The sequence below is a fragment of the Lysobacter hankyongensis genome (genome assembly GCF_039543145.1).
GTDB classification, from domain to species: Bacteria; Pseudomonadota; Gammaproteobacteria; order Xanthomonadales; family Xanthomonadaceae; genus Lysobacter_I; species Lysobacter_I hankyongensis.
This window is the reverse complement of record NZ_BAABJE010000026.1, coordinates 1-16,481: the sequence shown is the minus strand read 5'-3', so window position 1 is coordinate 16,481 and position 16,481 is coordinate 1. Positions and strand designations below refer to the sequence as shown.

Sequence of the window (16,481 nt, the reverse complement as noted above, 5' to 3'; positions counted from 1 at the left end):
TCCCCACGTTCACGTGAGGCTTGGTGCGCTCGAACTTACCCTTGGCCATGATTGCTTCTCTCTTGGATATGAATGCTTGAAAGGATGGAGCGGGCCGGCCGTAGCCGGCCGCGCATCAGCTCTTCTTGATGACGGCGTCGGCGATGTTGGCCGGCGCTTCCGCGTAATGATCGAATTCCATCGTGAACGTCGCGCGACCCTGGGTCAGCGAACGGATCGTGGTGGCGTAACCGAACATTTCGCCCAGCGGCACCATCGCGTTGATGGTCTTGCCCGACGGCGTGTCGTCCTGGCCCTGGAGCAGGCCGCGACGACGGCTGAGATCGCCCATCACGTCGCCGACATAGTCTTCCGGCGTCACCACCTCGACCTTCATCATCGGCTCCAGCAGGACCGGATCGGCCTTGCGGAAGCCTTCCTTGAAGGCCATCGAGGCGGCGAGCTTGAACGCCATTTCCGACGAGTCGACGTCGTGGTACGAACCGAACACGAGCTTGACCTTCACGCCCACGACCGGGAAGCCGGCCAGCGGACCGCTGGTGATGGTTTCGCGCAGACCCTTCTCGACCGCCGGGATGAATTCCTTCGGAATCACGCCGCCGGTGATGTCGTTGATGAACAGGAAATCGTTCTCGACGTCCTCGTTGGCGCGATCCGCTTCGTTCATCGGCGACAGTTCGATCACGACGTGACCGTACTGGCCCTTGCCGCCCGACTGCTTGGCGTGCTTGTAGTCAGACTTCACGTCCTGCTTGCGGATGGTTTCGCGATAGGCCACCTGCGGCTTGCCGACGTTGGCTTCCACGTTGAACTCACGGCGCATGCGGTCGACGATGATGTCGAGGTGCAGCTCGCCCATGCCGGCGATGATGGTCTGGCCGGACTCTTCGTCGGTGCGCACGCGGAACGACGGATCTTCCTGGGCCAGGCGGCCGAGAGCGATACCCATCTTTTCCTGGTCCGACTTGGTCTTCGGCTCGACCGCCATCGAAATGACGGGTTCCGGGAAGGTCATGCGCTCGAGCGTGATGATGTGATCCTGCGCGCACAGCGTGTCGCCGGTGGTCACATCCTTCAGGCCGACCGCCGCGGCGATGTCGCCGGCGCGGACTTCCTTGATTTCCTCGCGGTTGTTCGCGTGCATCTGCAGGATGCGGCCGATGCGCTCCTTCTTCGACTTGACCGGGTTGTAGACCTGGTCGCCCGAATTCAGGGTACCCGAATAGACGCGGAAGAACGTCAGCGAGCCCACGAACGGGTCGGTCATGATCTTGAACGCCAGCGCCGAGAACGGCGCCTTGTCGTCGGCGGTGCGCGTGTCTTCCTTGTCGTTCTCGTCCATGCCCTGGACCGGCGGACGATCGATCGGCGACGGCAGCAACTGCACGACGGCGTCAAGCATCGCCTGAACGCCCTTGTTCTTGAACGCGGTGCCGCAGAACACCGGGACGATTTCCGTCTTCAGCGTACGGGCACGGATGCCGGCGATGATTTCTTCTTCGGACAGCTCGCCCTCGTTGAGGTACTTGTCCATGAACTCTTCGCTGGCTTCAGCCGCGGCTTCGATCATGAAGTTGCGGGCTTCCTGCGACTTCTCGACCAGGTCGGCCGGAATGTCGCCGTAGACGAAGGTCGCGCCCTTGTCTTCCATGTTCCAGATGATGGACTTCATCTTGAGCAGGTCGACCACGCCCTCGAAACCCTCTTCAGCGCCGATCGGCACCTGCATCGGGACCGCGTACGCGCCGAGGCGCGACTTCAGCTGATCCACGACCTTGTCGAAGTTCGCGCCGGTGCGATCCATCTTGTTCACGAACGCCATGCGCGGCACGGCGTACTTGTTGGCCTGGCGCCACACGGTCTCGGACTGCGGCTGCACGCCGCCGACCGCGCACAGCACGAACACCGCGCCGTCGAGCACGCGCAGCGAACGCTCGACTTCGATGGTGAAGTCGACGTGCCCGGGGGTGTCGATGATGTTGAAGCGATGCTCCGGCATCGACTTGTCCATGCCCTTCCAGAACGCGGTGGTGGCGGCGGAAGTGATGGTGATGCCGCGCTCCTGCTCCTGTTCCATCCAGTCCATCGTCGCGGCACCTTCGTGCACTTCGCCGATCTTGTGGTTGACGCCCGTGTAGAACAGGATGCGTTCGGTCGTGGTCGTCTTGCCGGCATCGATGTGCGCCATGATGCCGAAGTTGCGGTAACGCTCGATGGGAGTGGTGCGGGCCACGGTGATTCTCTCGTCTTGATGCCCGGCATCCGGATAGGACGAATGCGCGGGCCTGAATGGCCGGATGCCGCCTTGCGGCGGCCTCCGGGATCTCGATCGTCGATGCGGCGCCTGTCGGTGATGACGACCAGCGCCGCATCCATCGCGACGCCCCGCGAAGGGCGCGCCGCGTTCGCCGGATTACCAGCGGTAGTGCGCGAAGGCCTTGTTGGCTTCCGCCATGCGGTGGGTTTCTTCGCGCTTCTTGATCGCGCCGCCGCGGTTTTCCGAGGCATCGATCAGCTCGGCCGCGAGCTTGCGCGGCATCGAGTTCTCGCCGCGCTTGCGGGCGGACTCGATCACCCAGCGCATGGCCAGCGCCATGCGGCGAGAGGCACGCACTTCGACCGGCACCTGGTAGGTGGCGCCGCCGACGCGACGCGACTTCACTTCGACCGCCGGGGCGACGTTGCCAAGCGCCTTTTCGACCAGCTCGAGCGAGTTGGGATTCTTTTCGTTGATGACGTCCATCGCGCCGTAGACGATCTTTTCGGCGATGGACTTCTTGCCGCTCTGCATCACCATGTTGATGAAGCGGGCGATGGTCTCGCTGCCGTGCTTCGGATCGGGCAGAACGGTGCGCTGGGGAGTGGAACCTTTACGGGACATAGTCGATTACCAGTCACTGTAGGGTGGACGTCTGCCCACCATTGCGGGATATCGGTTTGCGCTCTGTATTGATCGAAGCGGGTTCGATCATTGCGACGTCTCATCGGAGAGATCGCAACGGCGGGCCGGACGCCCGCCCTACGACGCTTACTTCTTCGGACGCTTGGCGCCGTACTTCGAACGGCCCTGGCGACGCTTGGCGACACCGGCGGCGTCGAGCGAGCCGCGGACGGTGTGGTAACGCACGCCGGGGAGGTCCTTGACGCGGCCGCCGCGGATCAGCACCACCGAGTGCTCCTGCAGGTTGTGGCCTTCACCGCCGATGTACGAAATGACTTCGTAGCCGTTGGTGAGACGAACCTTGGCGACCTTGCGGAGCGCCGAGTTCGGCTTCTTCGGGGTCGTGGTGTACACGCGGGTACACACGCCGCGACGCTGCGGGCACTTGTCGAGCGCCGGCGAGGCGCTCTTGTAGGTTTCGGGGCTGCGCGGCTTGCGCACGAGCTGGTTGATCGTTGCCATCAGTGTTGGGTCTGCTGGTTGGGTCCGAGTCGGGCCAGGCACCGAGAGCGATGCGAGACGACGACAAAAAACGCCGGCAGACCGGGAGGCCCGATCTGCCGACACGCTGATCTTTGCCCGCTTCGGCCTGGTAAGCCGACGCGGTCCCGGGAAAGCCATCCGCACGCGGCAGACGGCATTTCCGGACTTTCCCGCCCTCCTGGGCCGAATACGAGGCACATCCTGTAGCCTCATTTCGTGATCTGGGCAGCCAAGGCCGCCGAAAGAGGCGCGCATTCTATAGCAGTCCGCCCGCCATTGCCAGTCTGCCGGGGAGCCCCCGGCAGACCGGTCCACCCTTACTCGGCGGTATCGCCTTCGATCATGTCCGGAACGGCGTTGCCGACGGCCTCGACCGGAGCCTCCACCGCCACCGGGGCGGCTTCGACCACCGGCGCCGGCGCCGACAGCGCTTCCATCTCGGAGTCGGTCAGGCCGGAGGCGTTCTTCCGGCGCTGGCTGTGGTAGGCCAGACCGGTACCCGCCGGGATCAGACGACCGACGATCACATTTTCCTTGAGACCGCGCAGGGTGTCGCGGGTGCCGCGGACGGCCGCCTCGGTGAGCACGCGGGTGGTCTCCTGGAACGAGGCCGCCGAGATGAACGATTCGGTCGCCAGCGAGGCCTTGGTGATGCCGAGCAGCACCGGGTCGTACTGGGCAAGGATCTCGTTCTTCGAGGCCAGGCGTGCGTTCTCTTCGATCAGGCGCTGACGCTCGACCTGTTCGCCGTTCAGGAACTTGCTGTCGCCCTGATCGACGATCTCGACCTTGCGCAGCATCTGACGGACGATCACTTCGATGTGCTTGTCGTTGATCTTCACGCCCTGCAGGCGGTAGACGTCCTGGATTTCCTTGGTCAGGTACGAGGCCAGCGGCTCGACGCCGAGCAGGCGCAGGATATCCTGCGGGCTGGGCTCGCCGTCGACGACGGTTTCGCCCTTCTGCACGTGCTCGCCTTCGAACACGATGATCTGGCGATACTTGGGAATCAGCTCTTCGTGCTCGGTGCCATCCGTGTGCTTGATGATGAGGCGCTGCTTGCCCTTGGTTTCCTTGCCGAAGCTGACCACGCCAGAGATCTCGGCCAGGATCGCCGGATCTTTCGGCTTGCGCGCTTCGAACAGATCGGCCACGCGCGGCAGACCACCGGTGATGTCGCGGGTCTTCGAGGCTTCCTGCGGAATCTTGGCGACCACGTCGCCCACGCCGACCGGCGCGCCGTCCTGCAGGTTGACGATCGAGCGCGGCGGCAGCATGTACTGCGCCGGCAGATCGGTGCCCGGAATGGTCAGGTCCTTGCCATTGGCATCGACGATGCGCACCAGCGGACGCAGATCCTTCGCCTGGGTACCGCGACGCTTCGGATCGGTGATCTCGCGCGAGGCGAGGCCGGTCAGTTCGTCGGTCTTCTCGATCACGGTCACACCGTCGACGAAGTCGATGAAGCGCATGAAGCCGGCGACTTCCGACACGATCGGGTGGTTGTGCGGATCCCAGTTGGCCACGGTCTGGCCGGCCTTGATCTCGCCGCCGTCCTTGACCTGGATGGTGGCGCCGTAGGGCAGCTTGTAGCGCTCGCGCTCGCGGCCGTGGCCGTCGAGCACCGACAGTTCACCCGAACGCGACACCGCGACCAGATGGCCGGCGCTGTGGCTGACGTGCTTGAGGTTGTTGAACTTGATGGTACCGGTGGTCTTGACCGTGACGTTGTCGATCGCCGCCGCACGCGAAGCCGCGCCGCCGATGTGGAACGTACGCATGGTCAGCTGGGTGCCGGGCTCGCCGATCGACTGCGCGGCGATGACGCCGACCGCTTCGCCGATGTTGACGATGTGGCCACGGGCCAGATCGCGGCCGTAGCAGTGCGAGCAGACGCCGAACGACGAGGCGCAGGTGATGGTCGAGCGGACCTTGATCGACTGCACGCCGGCGTCTTCGAGCTTCTGCACCCAGGCTTCGTCGAGCAGGGTGTTGCGGACGACGAACGGATCTTCGTCGTTGCCCGGCAGGAACACGTCCTCGGCCACGACACGACCCAGCACGCGGTCGCGCAGCGGTTCGACCACGTCGCCGCCTTCGACGATCGGAGTCATCATCAGGCCTTCGAGCGTGCCGCAGTCGACCTCGGTGATCACCACGTCCTGGGCCACGTCGACGAGACGACGGGTCAGGTAACCGGAGTTCGCGGTCTTCAGCGCGGTATCCGCGAGGCCCTTGCGGGCGCCGTGGGTCGAGATGAAGTACTGCAGAACGTTCAGGCCTTCGCGGAAGTTCGCGGTGATCGGCGTTTCGATGATCGAACCGTCCGGCTTGGCCATCAGGCCGCGCATACCGGCCAGCTGACGGATCTGCGCCTGCGAACCACGCGCGCCGGAGTCGGCCATGATGTAGATCGAGTTCATCGACTTCTGGTCGATGGTCTCGCCCTTGGCGTTCTGGACCTTCTCGGTGCCGATGGTGTCCATCATCGCCTTGGCCACGCGCTCGTTGGTGCGCGACCAGATGTCGACGACCTTGTTGTAGCGTTCGCCGGCGGTGACCAGACCCGACTGGTACTGCTGCTGGATTTCGAGGACTTCGGCCTCGGCTTCGCCGAGGATGCCCTTCTTCTCCAGCGGGATGGTCATGTCGTCGATGCCGATCGACACACCCGAACGGGTCGCGTAGGCGAAGCCGGTGTACATCAGCTTGTCGGCGAACACGACCGTGTCCTTCAGGCCCAGCTGGCGGTAGCAGCTGTTGATCAGGCGGCTGATGTTCTTCTTGGTCAGCTCGGTGTTCACCAGCGCGAACGGCAGGCCGACCGGCAGGATTTCCTGCAGCAGGGCGCGGCCGACGGTGGTGTCGACGATGGCGGACTTCTGCTCGCGCAGACGCTTGCCGGTGTCGGGATCCTCGCTGATCACGGTTTCGACGATGCGGACCTTGACCTTGGCGTGCAGTTCGACCACGCGGTTGTCGTAGGCGCGCTTCACTTCGGCGATGTTCGCGAACGCCATGCCCTCGCCCGCCTTGTTCTCAAGGGCGCGGGTCATGTAGTACAGACCGAGCACGACGTCCTGCGACGGCACGATGATCGGCTCACCGTTCGCCGGCGAGAGGATGTTGTTCGACGACATCATCAGCGCGCGCGCTTCGAGCTGGGCTTCGAGCGACAGCGGCACGTGCACGGCCATCTGGTCGCCGTCGAAGTCGGCGTTGAACGCGGTACAGACCAGCGGATGCAGCTGGATCGCCTTGCCTTCGATCAGCACCGGCTCGAACGCCTGGATGCCGAGGCGATGCAGGGTCGGGGCGCGGTTGAGCAGCACCGGATGCTCGCGGATCACCTCTTCGAGGATGTCCCACACGATCGGTTCTTCGCGCTCGACCAGCTTCTTCGCCGCCTTGATGGTGGTGGCGAGGCCACGACGCTGCAGCTTGGCGAAGATGAAGGGCTTGAACAGTTCCAGCGCCATCTTCTTCGGCAGGCCGCACTCGTGCAGGCGCAGGGTCGGGCCGACCACGATCACCGAACGGCCGGAGTAGTCGACGCGCTTGCCGAGCAGGTTCTGGCGGAAGCGGCCCTGCTTGCCCTTGATCATGTCGGCCAGCGACTTGAGCGGGCGCTTGTTGGTGCCGGTGATGGCGCGGCCGCGGCGGCCGTTGTCCATCAGCGCATCGACCGATTCCTGCAGCATGCGCTTCTCGTTGCGCACGATGATGTCGGGTGCATTGAGTTCGAGCAGGCGCTTCAGGCGGTTGTTGCGGTTGATGACGCGGCGGTACAGATCGTTCAGGTCGGAGGTCGCGAAACGACCGCCGTCCAGCGGCACCAGCGGGCGCAGATCCGGCGGCAGCACCGGCAGCACGGTCATGACCATCCACTCCGGACGGTTGCCGGATTCGAGGAAGGCTTCGACCAGCTTGATCCGCTTGGTGAGGCGCTTGAGCTTGGTTTCCGAACCGGTGCTGGCGATCTCTTCGCGCAGGTTCACCATCTCGGCCTGCAGGTCGATCGTGCGCAGCAGTTCATAGACGGCTTCGGCGCCCATCGCGGCGTCGAAATCGTCGTTGTGCTCCTGGCGCGCCTGCATGTACTGCTCTTCGGTCAGCAGCATGCCGCGTTCCAGCGGGGTCAGGCCCGGCTCGGTCACGACGAAGGCTTCGAAGTACAGGATGCGTTCGATGTCGCGCAGGGTCATGTCCAGCATCAGGCCGATGCGCGACGGCAGCGACTTGAGGAACCAGATATGGGCGACCGGCGAGGCCAGATCGATATGGCCCATGCGCTCGCGACGGACGCGGGCCAGGGTCACTTCGGTACCGCACTTTTCGCAGACCACGCCGCGGTGCTTCATGCGCTTGTACTTGCCGCAGAGGCACTCGTAGTCCTTGATCGGGCCGAAGATGGCGGCGCAGAACAGGCCGTCGCGCTCCGGCTTGAAGGTGCGGTAGTTGATGGTCTCGGGCTTCTTCACTTCGCCGTACGACCACGAGCGGATCATGTCCGGCGACGCCAGCGCGATCTTGATCGCGTCGAAGTCGAGGGTCGGGCGCTGCTGGTTGAAGAGGTTGAGCAAATCTTTCATTTGATTTCTCCGGGAATCGGGAAGAGGGGTCTGGGCGGCGGGCCGTTTGCGGCCCGCGATCGACTCAGTTCTCTTCCAGCTCCATGTTGATGGCCAGCGAGCGGATTTCCTTCACCAACACGTTGAAGGATTCCGGCATGCCGGCGACCATTTCGTACTCGCCGTCGACGATGTTCTTGTACATCTGGTTGCGGCCCTGCACGTCGTCGGACTTCACCGTCAGCATTTCCTGCAGGGTGTAGGCCGCGCCGTAGGCTTCCAGCGCCCAGACTTCCATTTCGCCGAAACGCTGGCCGCCGAACTGCGCCTTGCCGCCCAGCGGCTGCTGGGTGACGAGCGAGTACGGACCGGTCGAACGCGCGTGCATCTTGTCGTCGACGAGGTGGTTCAGCTTCAGCATGTGCATGTAGCCGACCGTGGTCCTGCGATCGAACGCTTCGCCGGTGCGGCCGTCGTACAGCTGGGTCTGGCCGCTCTGCGGCAGGTCGGCGAGTTCGAGCATGCGCTTGATCTCTTCTTCCGCCGCGCCGTCGAACACCGGGGTCGCCATCGGCACGCCGTCGGTCAGGTTCTGCGCCAGACGCAGCAGTTCTTCGTCGCTGAACTGCTTGAGGTCGACGCGCTGACCGTGCACGACGTTGTCGTGGTTGTAGATGTCGTCGAGGAACTTGCGCAGATCGGCCAGCTTGGTCTGTGCATCCAGCATGCGCTGGATCTTCTGGCCGAGGCCCTTGGCGGCCCAGCCCAGATGCACTTCGAGGATCTGACCGATGTTCATGCGCGACGGCACGCCCAGCGGATTGAGGACGATGTCGACCGTCTCGCCGCTGGCCATGTACGGCATGTCCTGCACCGGAACGATGTTCGACACCACACCCTTGTTGCCGTGGCGGCCGGCCATCTTGTCGCCGGGCTGGATGCGGCGCTTCACCGCGAGGAACACCTTCACCATCTTCAGCACGCCCGGCGCGAGGTCGTCGCCCTGGGTGATCTTGCCGCGTTTGTCGGCGAAGCGGCGCTCGAATTCCTTCTGGTGCGCGTCGATCTGCTTCTGGGCGCGTTCGATCGCGTCGGCCGCGTCGTCGTCCTTCATGCGGACCTGGAACCATTCGGACTTCTTCAGGCCGTCGAGGTAGGCGTCGGTGATGCTGTCGCCCTTCTTCAGGCCCGGGCCGCCGTTGGCGACCTTGCCCACGATCTGCGAGCGCAGACGCGCGTAGATCGCCGATTCGAGGATGCGGAACTGGTCGTCGAAGTCCTTCTTGACCCGACGGATTTCCTCTTCCTCGATCTGGCGGGCGCGCTTGTCCTTCTCGATGCCGTCGCGGGTGAAGACCTGCACGTCGATGACGGTGCCGTCCATGCCCGGGGGCACGCGCAGCGAGCTGTCCTTCACGTCCGAAGCCTTCTCGCCGAAGATCGCGCGCAGCAGCTTCTCTTCCGGCGTGAGCTGGCTCTCGCCCTTCGGCGTGACCTTGCCCACCAGGATGTCGCCGGCCCGCACTTCGGCGCCGATGTACACAACGCCCGACTCGTCGAGGCGCGACAGCGCCTGTTCGGAGACGTTCGGGATGTCGGCGGTGATTTCTTCCGGACCCAGCTTGGTGTCGCGGGCGACGCAGGCCAGCTCTTCGATGTGGATCGTGGTGTAACGGTCTTCCTTCACCACGCGCTCGGACAGCAGGATCGAGTCTTCGAAGTTGTAGCCGTTCCACGGCATGAACGCGACCAGCATGTTCTGGCCCAGCGCCAGCTCGCCGATGTCGGTCGAAGGACCGTCGGCCAGCACGTCGCCGCGCTCGATGCGGTCACCCACGTTCACCAACGGACGCTGGTTGATGCAGGTGTTCTGGTTCGAACGGGTGTACTTGATGAGCGTGTAGATGTCGACGCCGGCGTCGGTGGCATCGATGATCTCGTGCTCGTGCGCCTTGACCACGATGCGGCCGGCGTCGATCTGCTCGACCACGCCGCCGCGACGGGCGTTCACGGTCACGCCCGAGTCGCGCGCCACCGCGCGCTCGATGCCCGTACCCACCAGCGGCTTCTGCGAACGCAGGGTCGGCACGGCCTGGCGCTGCATGTTCGCGCCCATCAGCGCGCGGTTCGCGTCGTCGTGCTCGAGGAACGGCACCAGCGCCGCCGCGACCGACACGGTCTGCATCGGCGACACGTCCATGAAGTGGATTTCGCTCGGCGGACGCAGCATCGATTCGCCCTGGAAGCGGCAGGCCACGAACGGAGCGGTGATCTGGCCCTTGTCGTCGCGCTGGGCGTTGGCCTGGGCGATGACGTATTCGTTCTCTTCGATCGCCGACAGGTATTCGATGTCGTCGGTCACGCGACCGTCCACGACCTTGCGGTACGGCGTCTCGAGGAAGCCGTAGCGGTTGGTGCGCGCGAACACGGCGAGCGAATTGATCAGGCCGATGTTCGGGCCTTCAGGCGTTTCGATGGTGCAGACGCGGCCGTAGTGGGTCGGGTGCACGTCGCGCACTTCGAAGCCGGCGCGCTCGCGGGTCAGACCGCCCGGGCCAAGGGCCGAGACGCGACGCTTGTGCGTGACTTCCGACAGCGGGTTGTTCTGGTCCATGAACTGCGACAGCTGCGAGGAACCGAAGAACTCCTTGATCGCGGCGGCCACCGGCTTGGCGTTGATCAGTTCCTGCGGGGTCAGACCTTCCGACTCCGCCATGGTCAGGCGTTCCTTGACCGCGCGCTCGACGCGGACCAGGCCGACGCGGAACACGTTCTCGGCCATTTCGCCGACCGAACGCACGCGACGGTTGCCGAGGTGGTCGATGTCGTCGACCACGCCGCGACCGTTACGGATCTCGGTCAGGGTGCGGATGACGTCGAGGATGTCCGACATCTCCGGACCGCAGGCGGCGCGCAGACGGGTGGATTCGTCGTCCTTGCGATCGGCGAAGTACTTGTAGTCGTACAGCACGGGGCTGCCTTCGACTTCCTTGCGGCCGATGCGGCGGTTGAACTTCATCCGGCCGACGCCCGACAGGTCGTAGCGCTCGAAGGTGAAGAACAGGTTGTGGAACAGGTTCTGCGCGGCGTCCTTGGTCGGCGGTTCGCCCGGACGCATCATGCGGTAGATCTCGACCAGCGCTTCGAGCTGGGTCTTGGTCGGATCGATGCGCAGGGTGTTCGAGATATACGGACCGCGGTCGAGATCGTTCACCCACAGGGTGCCGATGGCGTCGATGCCGTGCTTGCGGAACTTGTTGAGATGATCGTCGCCGAGCTCGTCGTTCGCAGTCGCGATCAGCTCGCCGGTGTTGGCATCGATCACGTCGTGCGACAGGATGCGGCCCACGAGATAGCTGTCCGGCACGGCCAGGGCGGCGATGCCCGACTGTTCCAGCTGTTTGATATGGCGCGCGGTGATGCGCTTGCCGGCCTCGACGATGACCTTGTCGCCATCGGCAAGATCGAAGTCGAGGGTTTCGCCGCGCAGACGCTCAGGCACGAGTTCGAGCTGCACGCCTTCCGGCAGGATATGAAAGGTGTTGATCTCGAAGAACTGCTGCAGGATCTCTTCGTTCGAATAACCGAGCGCGCGCAGCAGGATCGTGACCGGCAGCTTGCGGCGGCGGTCGATACGGGTGAACACCGCGTCCTTCGGGTCGAACTCGAAGTCGAGCCAGGAGCCGCGGTAGGGAATGATGCGGGCGCTGTACAGCAGCTTGCCCGAGCTGTGGGTCTTGCCGCGGTCGTGATCGAAGAACACGCCCGGCGAGCGGTGCAGCTGGGAGACGATGACGCGCTCGGTGCCGTTGACGATGAAGGTGCCGTTGTCGGTCATGAGCGGAATTTCGCCCATGTAGACTTCCTGCTCCTTCACGTATTTCACGGCCTTGCTCGACGATTCCTTGTCGTAGATCACCAGGCGCACGGTCACGCGCAGCGGCGCGCCGTAGCTCAGGCCACGGTTGCGGCATTCGCGCTCGTCGAACACCGGCTCGCCAAGCTTGTAGCCGACGTATTCGAGGGCGGCATAGCCGTTGTAGCTGACGATCGGGAACACCGATTTCAGCGCGGCATGCAGGCCACGGTCGTCGCGGCGGTTGGACTCGGCGTCGGCCTGGAGGAATTCGCGGTACGAATCGACCTGGATCGCGAGCAGGAACGGCACTTCGAGGATCGAGCGGCGCTTGCCGAAATTCTTGCGGATGCGCTTCTTCTCGGTGAACGAATAGTTCGTCGAATGAGCTGTGGTCATGGGAGAAAGGCCTCTCAGCTTGGATTGCGTTGTGTCCGGCGCAACGATGCGGCCGGTGGCGTCAGGTCGACACGCTGGAAACGGTCGGGTCTGACGCGGGGAATCGACAATCGGAAGTCGCTGGTATTGCCGGCACCAGCACGCCCTCTCCCGCTACTTCCGATTGTCGACTTGTCGTCGTGCTGCTTCGGGTGATGCCCGGAAAGCCGAAAAAATGCGCTTCCCGTCAGAACAGCCAAAGGCCGGGGGCTTGCGCCCCCAGCCTTGGTGTGTCGCCTTGAGTCGGACAAGCCAACCCGGTGGCGACGCGAAACCGCTTACTTGAGCTCGACCTGAGCGCCAGCGGCTTCGAGATCCTTCTTCATCTTCGCGGCGTCGTCCTTCGACACGGCGTCCTTCACGGTCTGCGGAGCACCTTCGACGAGGTCCTTCGCTTCCTTCAGGCCGAGGCCGGTGATGGCGCGGACGGCCTTGATGACTTCGACTTTCTTCTCGCCGGCAGCCTTGAGGATGACGGTGAATTCAGTCTGCTCTTCGACCGGAGCGGCCGGGCCGGCCGCAACAGCGACAGCGACCGGAGCGGCGGCGGTGACGCCGAACTTCTCTTCGATGGCCTTGACCAGCTCCATCACTTCCATCAGGGTCTTGCCGGCAACGGCGTCGACGATCTGTTCGTTGGTAAGGGACATTGTTGTGACCTCTGGATATTGATTTGGTTTGGGTCATGCGGCGGTGGCCGCAGGACCTTCAGTGACGTCGGGCTCAGGCTTCGGCTGGGGCTTCTTCCGCGGCGGCATCCACCGGCGCGGCGTCGCCACCACCCTGCTTGTCGGCCACGGCCTTGATGGCGCGCGCCAGCATGGTTGCCGGCTCGGCCAGGACGCGGGCCAGCATGGCCAGGGCCTGTTCGCGGGTCGGCAGCGAAGCCAGCACGTCGACGTGGCTGGCCGGATAGACCTGGCCACCGACGGCGACGACCTTCGCCTGCAGCTTGTCGTTGCCCTTGGCGAATTCCTTGATCAGGCGGCCGGCGGCACCGGGCTCCTCGAGCGAGAACGCATACAGCAGCGGGCCGACGAGCTTGTCCTGGACAGCTTCGTATTCGGTTCCCGCCACGGCGCGCGAGGCCAGCGTGTTCTTGACGACTTTCAAGTAAACGCCGGTTTCGCGGGCCTTCTTGCGCATCGCGGTCATCTGGGAGACCGTCGTACCTGCGTATTCGGCAGCGATCAAGGAGTGCGCCTTGGCGGCGATTTCCGCCACTTCGGCCACTACGTCTTGCTTCTGGGTGAGATTCAGAGCCATGTGCACTCCTCATGTGAACTCCGCTCACGGCTCCTGCCGCTTGCGGTCCCGGGCGGCATTCGTCCTGAACGCCGGGGGCGCGGGATGCGCCCCGGTGGCGGCCCTTCACAGAGATTTCGAAATCGAAACGTCCAGAGGGGGCGGCACCATCTGCGCAGGTTGTTCTGCAGGGGCATGGCCCATGCGGACACGATTAAGCGATCCCGCTTGCGACACCACGATTCCCTGCTCTGTCGAGCGCTTCCTTGCCCGTGGTCGTCGCGCGCTGACCGCACCTGCGGTCTTTGACGGCGATCGCCCCGGGTCGAAACCCGGGGCGATGCCCTCAAAATTCCTGCTCGTCACCGGGCGGAAGGCCAGGTGACGTCGAATCATTACTTGAGCGAGAGCGACGCCTGATCGACCGTGACGCCGGGGCCCATCGTCGAGCTGATCGATACCTTCTGCAGGTACGTGCCCTTCGCGGTGGCCGGCTTGGCCTTGATGAGATCGTGCAGCAGCGCTTCGAGATTGCCCTTCAGGTCGGCGTCGTTGAAAGAAGCCTTGCCGATGGTGCAGTGGATGATGCCGGCCTTGTCGGTGCGGTAACGCACCTGACCGCCCTTGGCGTTCTTCACCGCTTCCGCCGGGTTCGGCGAGACGGTGCCGACCTTCGGGTTCGGCATCAGGCCGCGCGGACCGAGCACCTGACCGAGCTTGCCGACGACGCGCATGGCGTCCGGGGTCGCGATGACGACATCGTAGTTCAGGTCGCCGCCGAGCATCTTCTCGGCGAGGTCGTCCATGCCGACGATGTCGGCACCGGCGGCCAGCGCCTCCTCAGCCTTGGCGCCGGCGGGCACGAACACCGCCACGCGCACGGACTTGCCGGTACCGGCGGGCAGCACGGTGGAGCCGCGGACCTGCTGGTCGGACTTCTTGGCATCCACGCCCAGACGCACGGCCACGTCGACGGATTCGACGAACTTGGCCTTGGTCGAGGTCTTGATGATCTTGATCGCGTCGTCGAAAGCGTAGGACTTGCCCGGCTCGACGGCGTTGAGAATCGCTTTCTGTCGCTTGTTCATCGCCATGATCTCAGCCCTCCACCACGAGGCCCATCGAACGGGCGGAGCCCGCGATGGTGCGCACAGCCGCATCCAGATCGGCAGCGGTCAGATCCGCTTCCTTCGCCTTGGCGATGTCTTCGAGCTGCTTGCGGGTGACCTTGCCCACCTTTTCGGTATTCGGGCGCTTCGAACCGGACTGGATGCCTGCGGCCTTCTTCAGCAGCACCGACGCCGGGGTCGACTTAGTGACGAAGGTGAAGGTACGGTCGGAATAGGCGGTGATGATGACCGGCGTCGGCAGGCCAGGCTCAAGCTTGGAGGTCGCGGCGTTGAACGCCTTGCAGAACTCCATGATGTTCAGGCCGCGCTGACCGAGCGCGGGACCGACCGGCGGCGAGGGGTTGGCCTGACCGGCCTTCACCTGCAGCTTGATGTAACCGACAACTTTCTTTGCCATGGGGAGTCTCCTGGAGTGTTAGCGCCTGCACGCCTTGCGGCTGCGGGGCTCCTCCATCGTTGTTGCCCGCCGATCGAGCGGCGGGCGGTGAAGGTCCGATCGCGAGGGCTTATGCCTTCTCGACCTGACCGAATTCCAGTTCCACCGGCGTGGCGCGACCGAAGATCAGCACCGAAACGCGCAGGCGGCTCTTTTCGTAGTTCACTTCTTCGACCACGCCGTTGAAGTCGTTGAACGGACCATCGGTGACGCGCACCATCTGACCCGGTTCGAACAGCACCTTCGGCTTGGGCTTCTCGACGCCTTCCTGCACACGCTGCAGGATCGCATCGGCTTCGGTGTCCCGGATCGGCAGGGGGCGATCGGCGGTGCCGCCGATGAAGCCCATCACCTTCGGCGTCTCTTTCACGAGATGCCAGCTTTCGTTGTCCATGCGGGGAATGCCGGCTTCGTCGTGGGTCGCGATCTGCACCAGAACATAGCCGGGGAAGAACTTGCGCTCGGAACGGCGTTTCTGACCGGAGCGCATTTCGATGACTTCTTCGGTCGGCACCAGCACTTCGCCGAACTTGTCCTCCATGCCGGTACGGGCGATGCGATCGCGCAGCGCCTGGGCGACCGACTTCTCGAAGCCGGAGTAGGCGTGAACGACATACCAGCGCTTGTGGACTTCCGAATTGCTCACTTCCATCTCCATCAAGTCCCGAGGAGCGCTTTCACGCCCCACTGGATCACTACGTCGAAGCCCGCCAGCAGCAGACTCATGAGGATCACGACCGCGATCACCACCCAAGTGGTTCGGGTCGTTTCCTGGCGGGTCGGCCAGACCACCTTGCGCAGTTCGAAGCGCGACTCGCCGAGGAAATCCCGGGTCTGTGCGCCTTTCACCGTGGTCATGAAAAGCAGACCACCAGCGACAAGGCCGCCGATCACCGACATCACGCGGGCGACGGTCGGCCACTGACCGTTGAACCAATAGAACGCGAACACGCCGGCAGCCACCAAGAGCAGCGCCAGCGCGTACTTCACGATGTCGCCCGCGGAACCGCCGGCCTTGGGTTGTTCGACTCTGCTGTTCAAATGCCTGTCGCCTTCATCGCGGCCCGCATGGCGCCGATCGATCATCGGATCGGGGCCGAAGCCCGGGCGCGGAACGTTCCGCCTGAGTGGCACGCCAGGAGGGACTCGAACCCCCAACCTGCGGTTTTGGAGACCGCTGCTCTGCCAATTGAGCTACTGGCGTGTATTGAAAAAGTGCTTTTGGATCGTCCGGTTTCCTGAGACGGCGACGGCGAGCCGTTGCCGACTCGCCTGTCGCTTGCCTCAAGCCGTGTCTCGACCTGGGCCGGGACACTTATTCGCCCCTGGGGGCAAACCCTTACTTGATGATCTTGGCAACGACGCCCGCGCCGACGGTCCG

Annotated in this window: 11 protein-coding genes and 1 tRNA gene; all 12 read right to left on the bottom strand. The window is 64.2% G+C overall.

The window, feature by feature from the left end:
• Positions 1-115: 115 nt before the first annotated feature.
• On the bottom strand, positions 116-2,233 hold the full coding sequence (gene fusA, locus ABD974_RS17970; RefSeq protein WP_345304723.1) for an elongation factor G: 2,118 nt from the start codon (positions 2,231-2,233) through the stop codon (positions 116-118).
• Positions 2,234-2,413: 180 nt separating this feature from the next.
• Positions 2,414-2,881, bottom strand: a complete 468-nt coding sequence (gene rpsG / locus ABD974_RS17965; protein ID WP_345304722.1) for a 30S ribosomal protein S7 — start codon at positions 2,879-2,881, stop codon at positions 2,414-2,416.
• Positions 2,882-3,028: 147 nt separating this feature from the next.
• Positions 3,029-3,403, bottom strand: a complete 375-nt coding sequence (gene rpsL, locus ABD974_RS17960) for a 30S ribosomal protein S12 (protein ID WP_345304721.1) — start codon at positions 3,401-3,403, stop codon at positions 3,029-3,031.
• A gap of 338 nt (positions 3,404-3,741) precedes the next feature.
• Positions 3,742-8,016: a DNA-directed RNA polymerase subunit beta' gene (gene rpoC / locus ABD974_RS17955; RefSeq protein ID WP_345304720.1), complete on the bottom strand. Its 4,275-nt coding sequence runs from the start codon at positions 8,014-8,016 to the stop codon at positions 3,742-3,744.
• A gap of 64 nt (positions 8,017-8,080) precedes the next feature.
• Entirely contained in the window at positions 8,081-12,250 is a 4,170-nt protein-coding gene (gene rpoB, locus ABD974_RS17950) for a DNA-directed RNA polymerase subunit beta (RefSeq protein WP_345304719.1), read from the bottom strand.
• A gap of 317 nt (positions 12,251-12,567) precedes the next feature.
• Positions 12,568-12,939, bottom strand: a complete 372-nt coding sequence (gene rplL, locus ABD974_RS17945) for a 50S ribosomal protein L7/L12 (RefSeq protein ID WP_345304718.1) — start codon at positions 12,937-12,939, stop codon at positions 12,568-12,570.
• Between the two features lie 73 nt (positions 12,940-13,012).
• Positions 13,013-13,555, bottom strand: coding sequence for a 50S ribosomal protein L10 (rplJ, locus tag ABD974_RS17940; RefSeq protein ID WP_345304717.1), 543 nt, complete (start codon positions 13,553-13,555; stop codon positions 13,013-13,015).
• A 374-nt stretch (positions 13,556-13,929) separates the two neighbouring features.
• Positions 13,930-14,628 (bottom strand): 50S ribosomal protein L1, encoded by a 699-nt coding sequence (gene rplA, locus ABD974_RS17935; protein ID WP_345304716.1) that lies wholly within the window; start codon positions 14,626-14,628, stop codon positions 13,930-13,932.
• Positions 14,629-14,632: 4 nt separating this feature from the next.
• The gene (gene rplK, locus ABD974_RS17930; RefSeq protein ID WP_137851349.1) at positions 14,633-15,061 is read right to left on the bottom strand and encodes a 50S ribosomal protein L11; all 429 of its coding nucleotides are present in this window, start codon (positions 15,059-15,061) and stop codon (positions 14,633-14,635) included.
• Positions 15,062-15,170: 109 nt separating this feature from the next.
• Positions 15,171-15,746 carry a transcription termination/antitermination protein NusG gene (gene nusG, locus ABD974_RS17925; RefSeq protein WP_345304715.1) on the bottom strand — a complete coding sequence of 192 codons (576 nt, stop codon included), beginning with the start codon at positions 15,744-15,746 and terminating at the stop codon, positions 15,171-15,173.
• 11 nt (positions 15,747-15,757) lie between these two features.
• The gene (gene secE / locus ABD974_RS17920; protein WP_345304724.1) at positions 15,758-16,141 is read right to left on the bottom strand and encodes a preprotein translocase subunit SecE; all 384 of its coding nucleotides are present in this window, start codon (positions 16,139-16,141) and stop codon (positions 15,758-15,760) included.
• An 87-nt stretch (positions 16,142-16,228) separates the two neighbouring features.
• A tRNA-Trp gene (locus tag ABD974_RS17915) sits at positions 16,229-16,304 on the bottom strand.
• Positions 16,305-16,481: the final 177 nt, after the last annotated feature.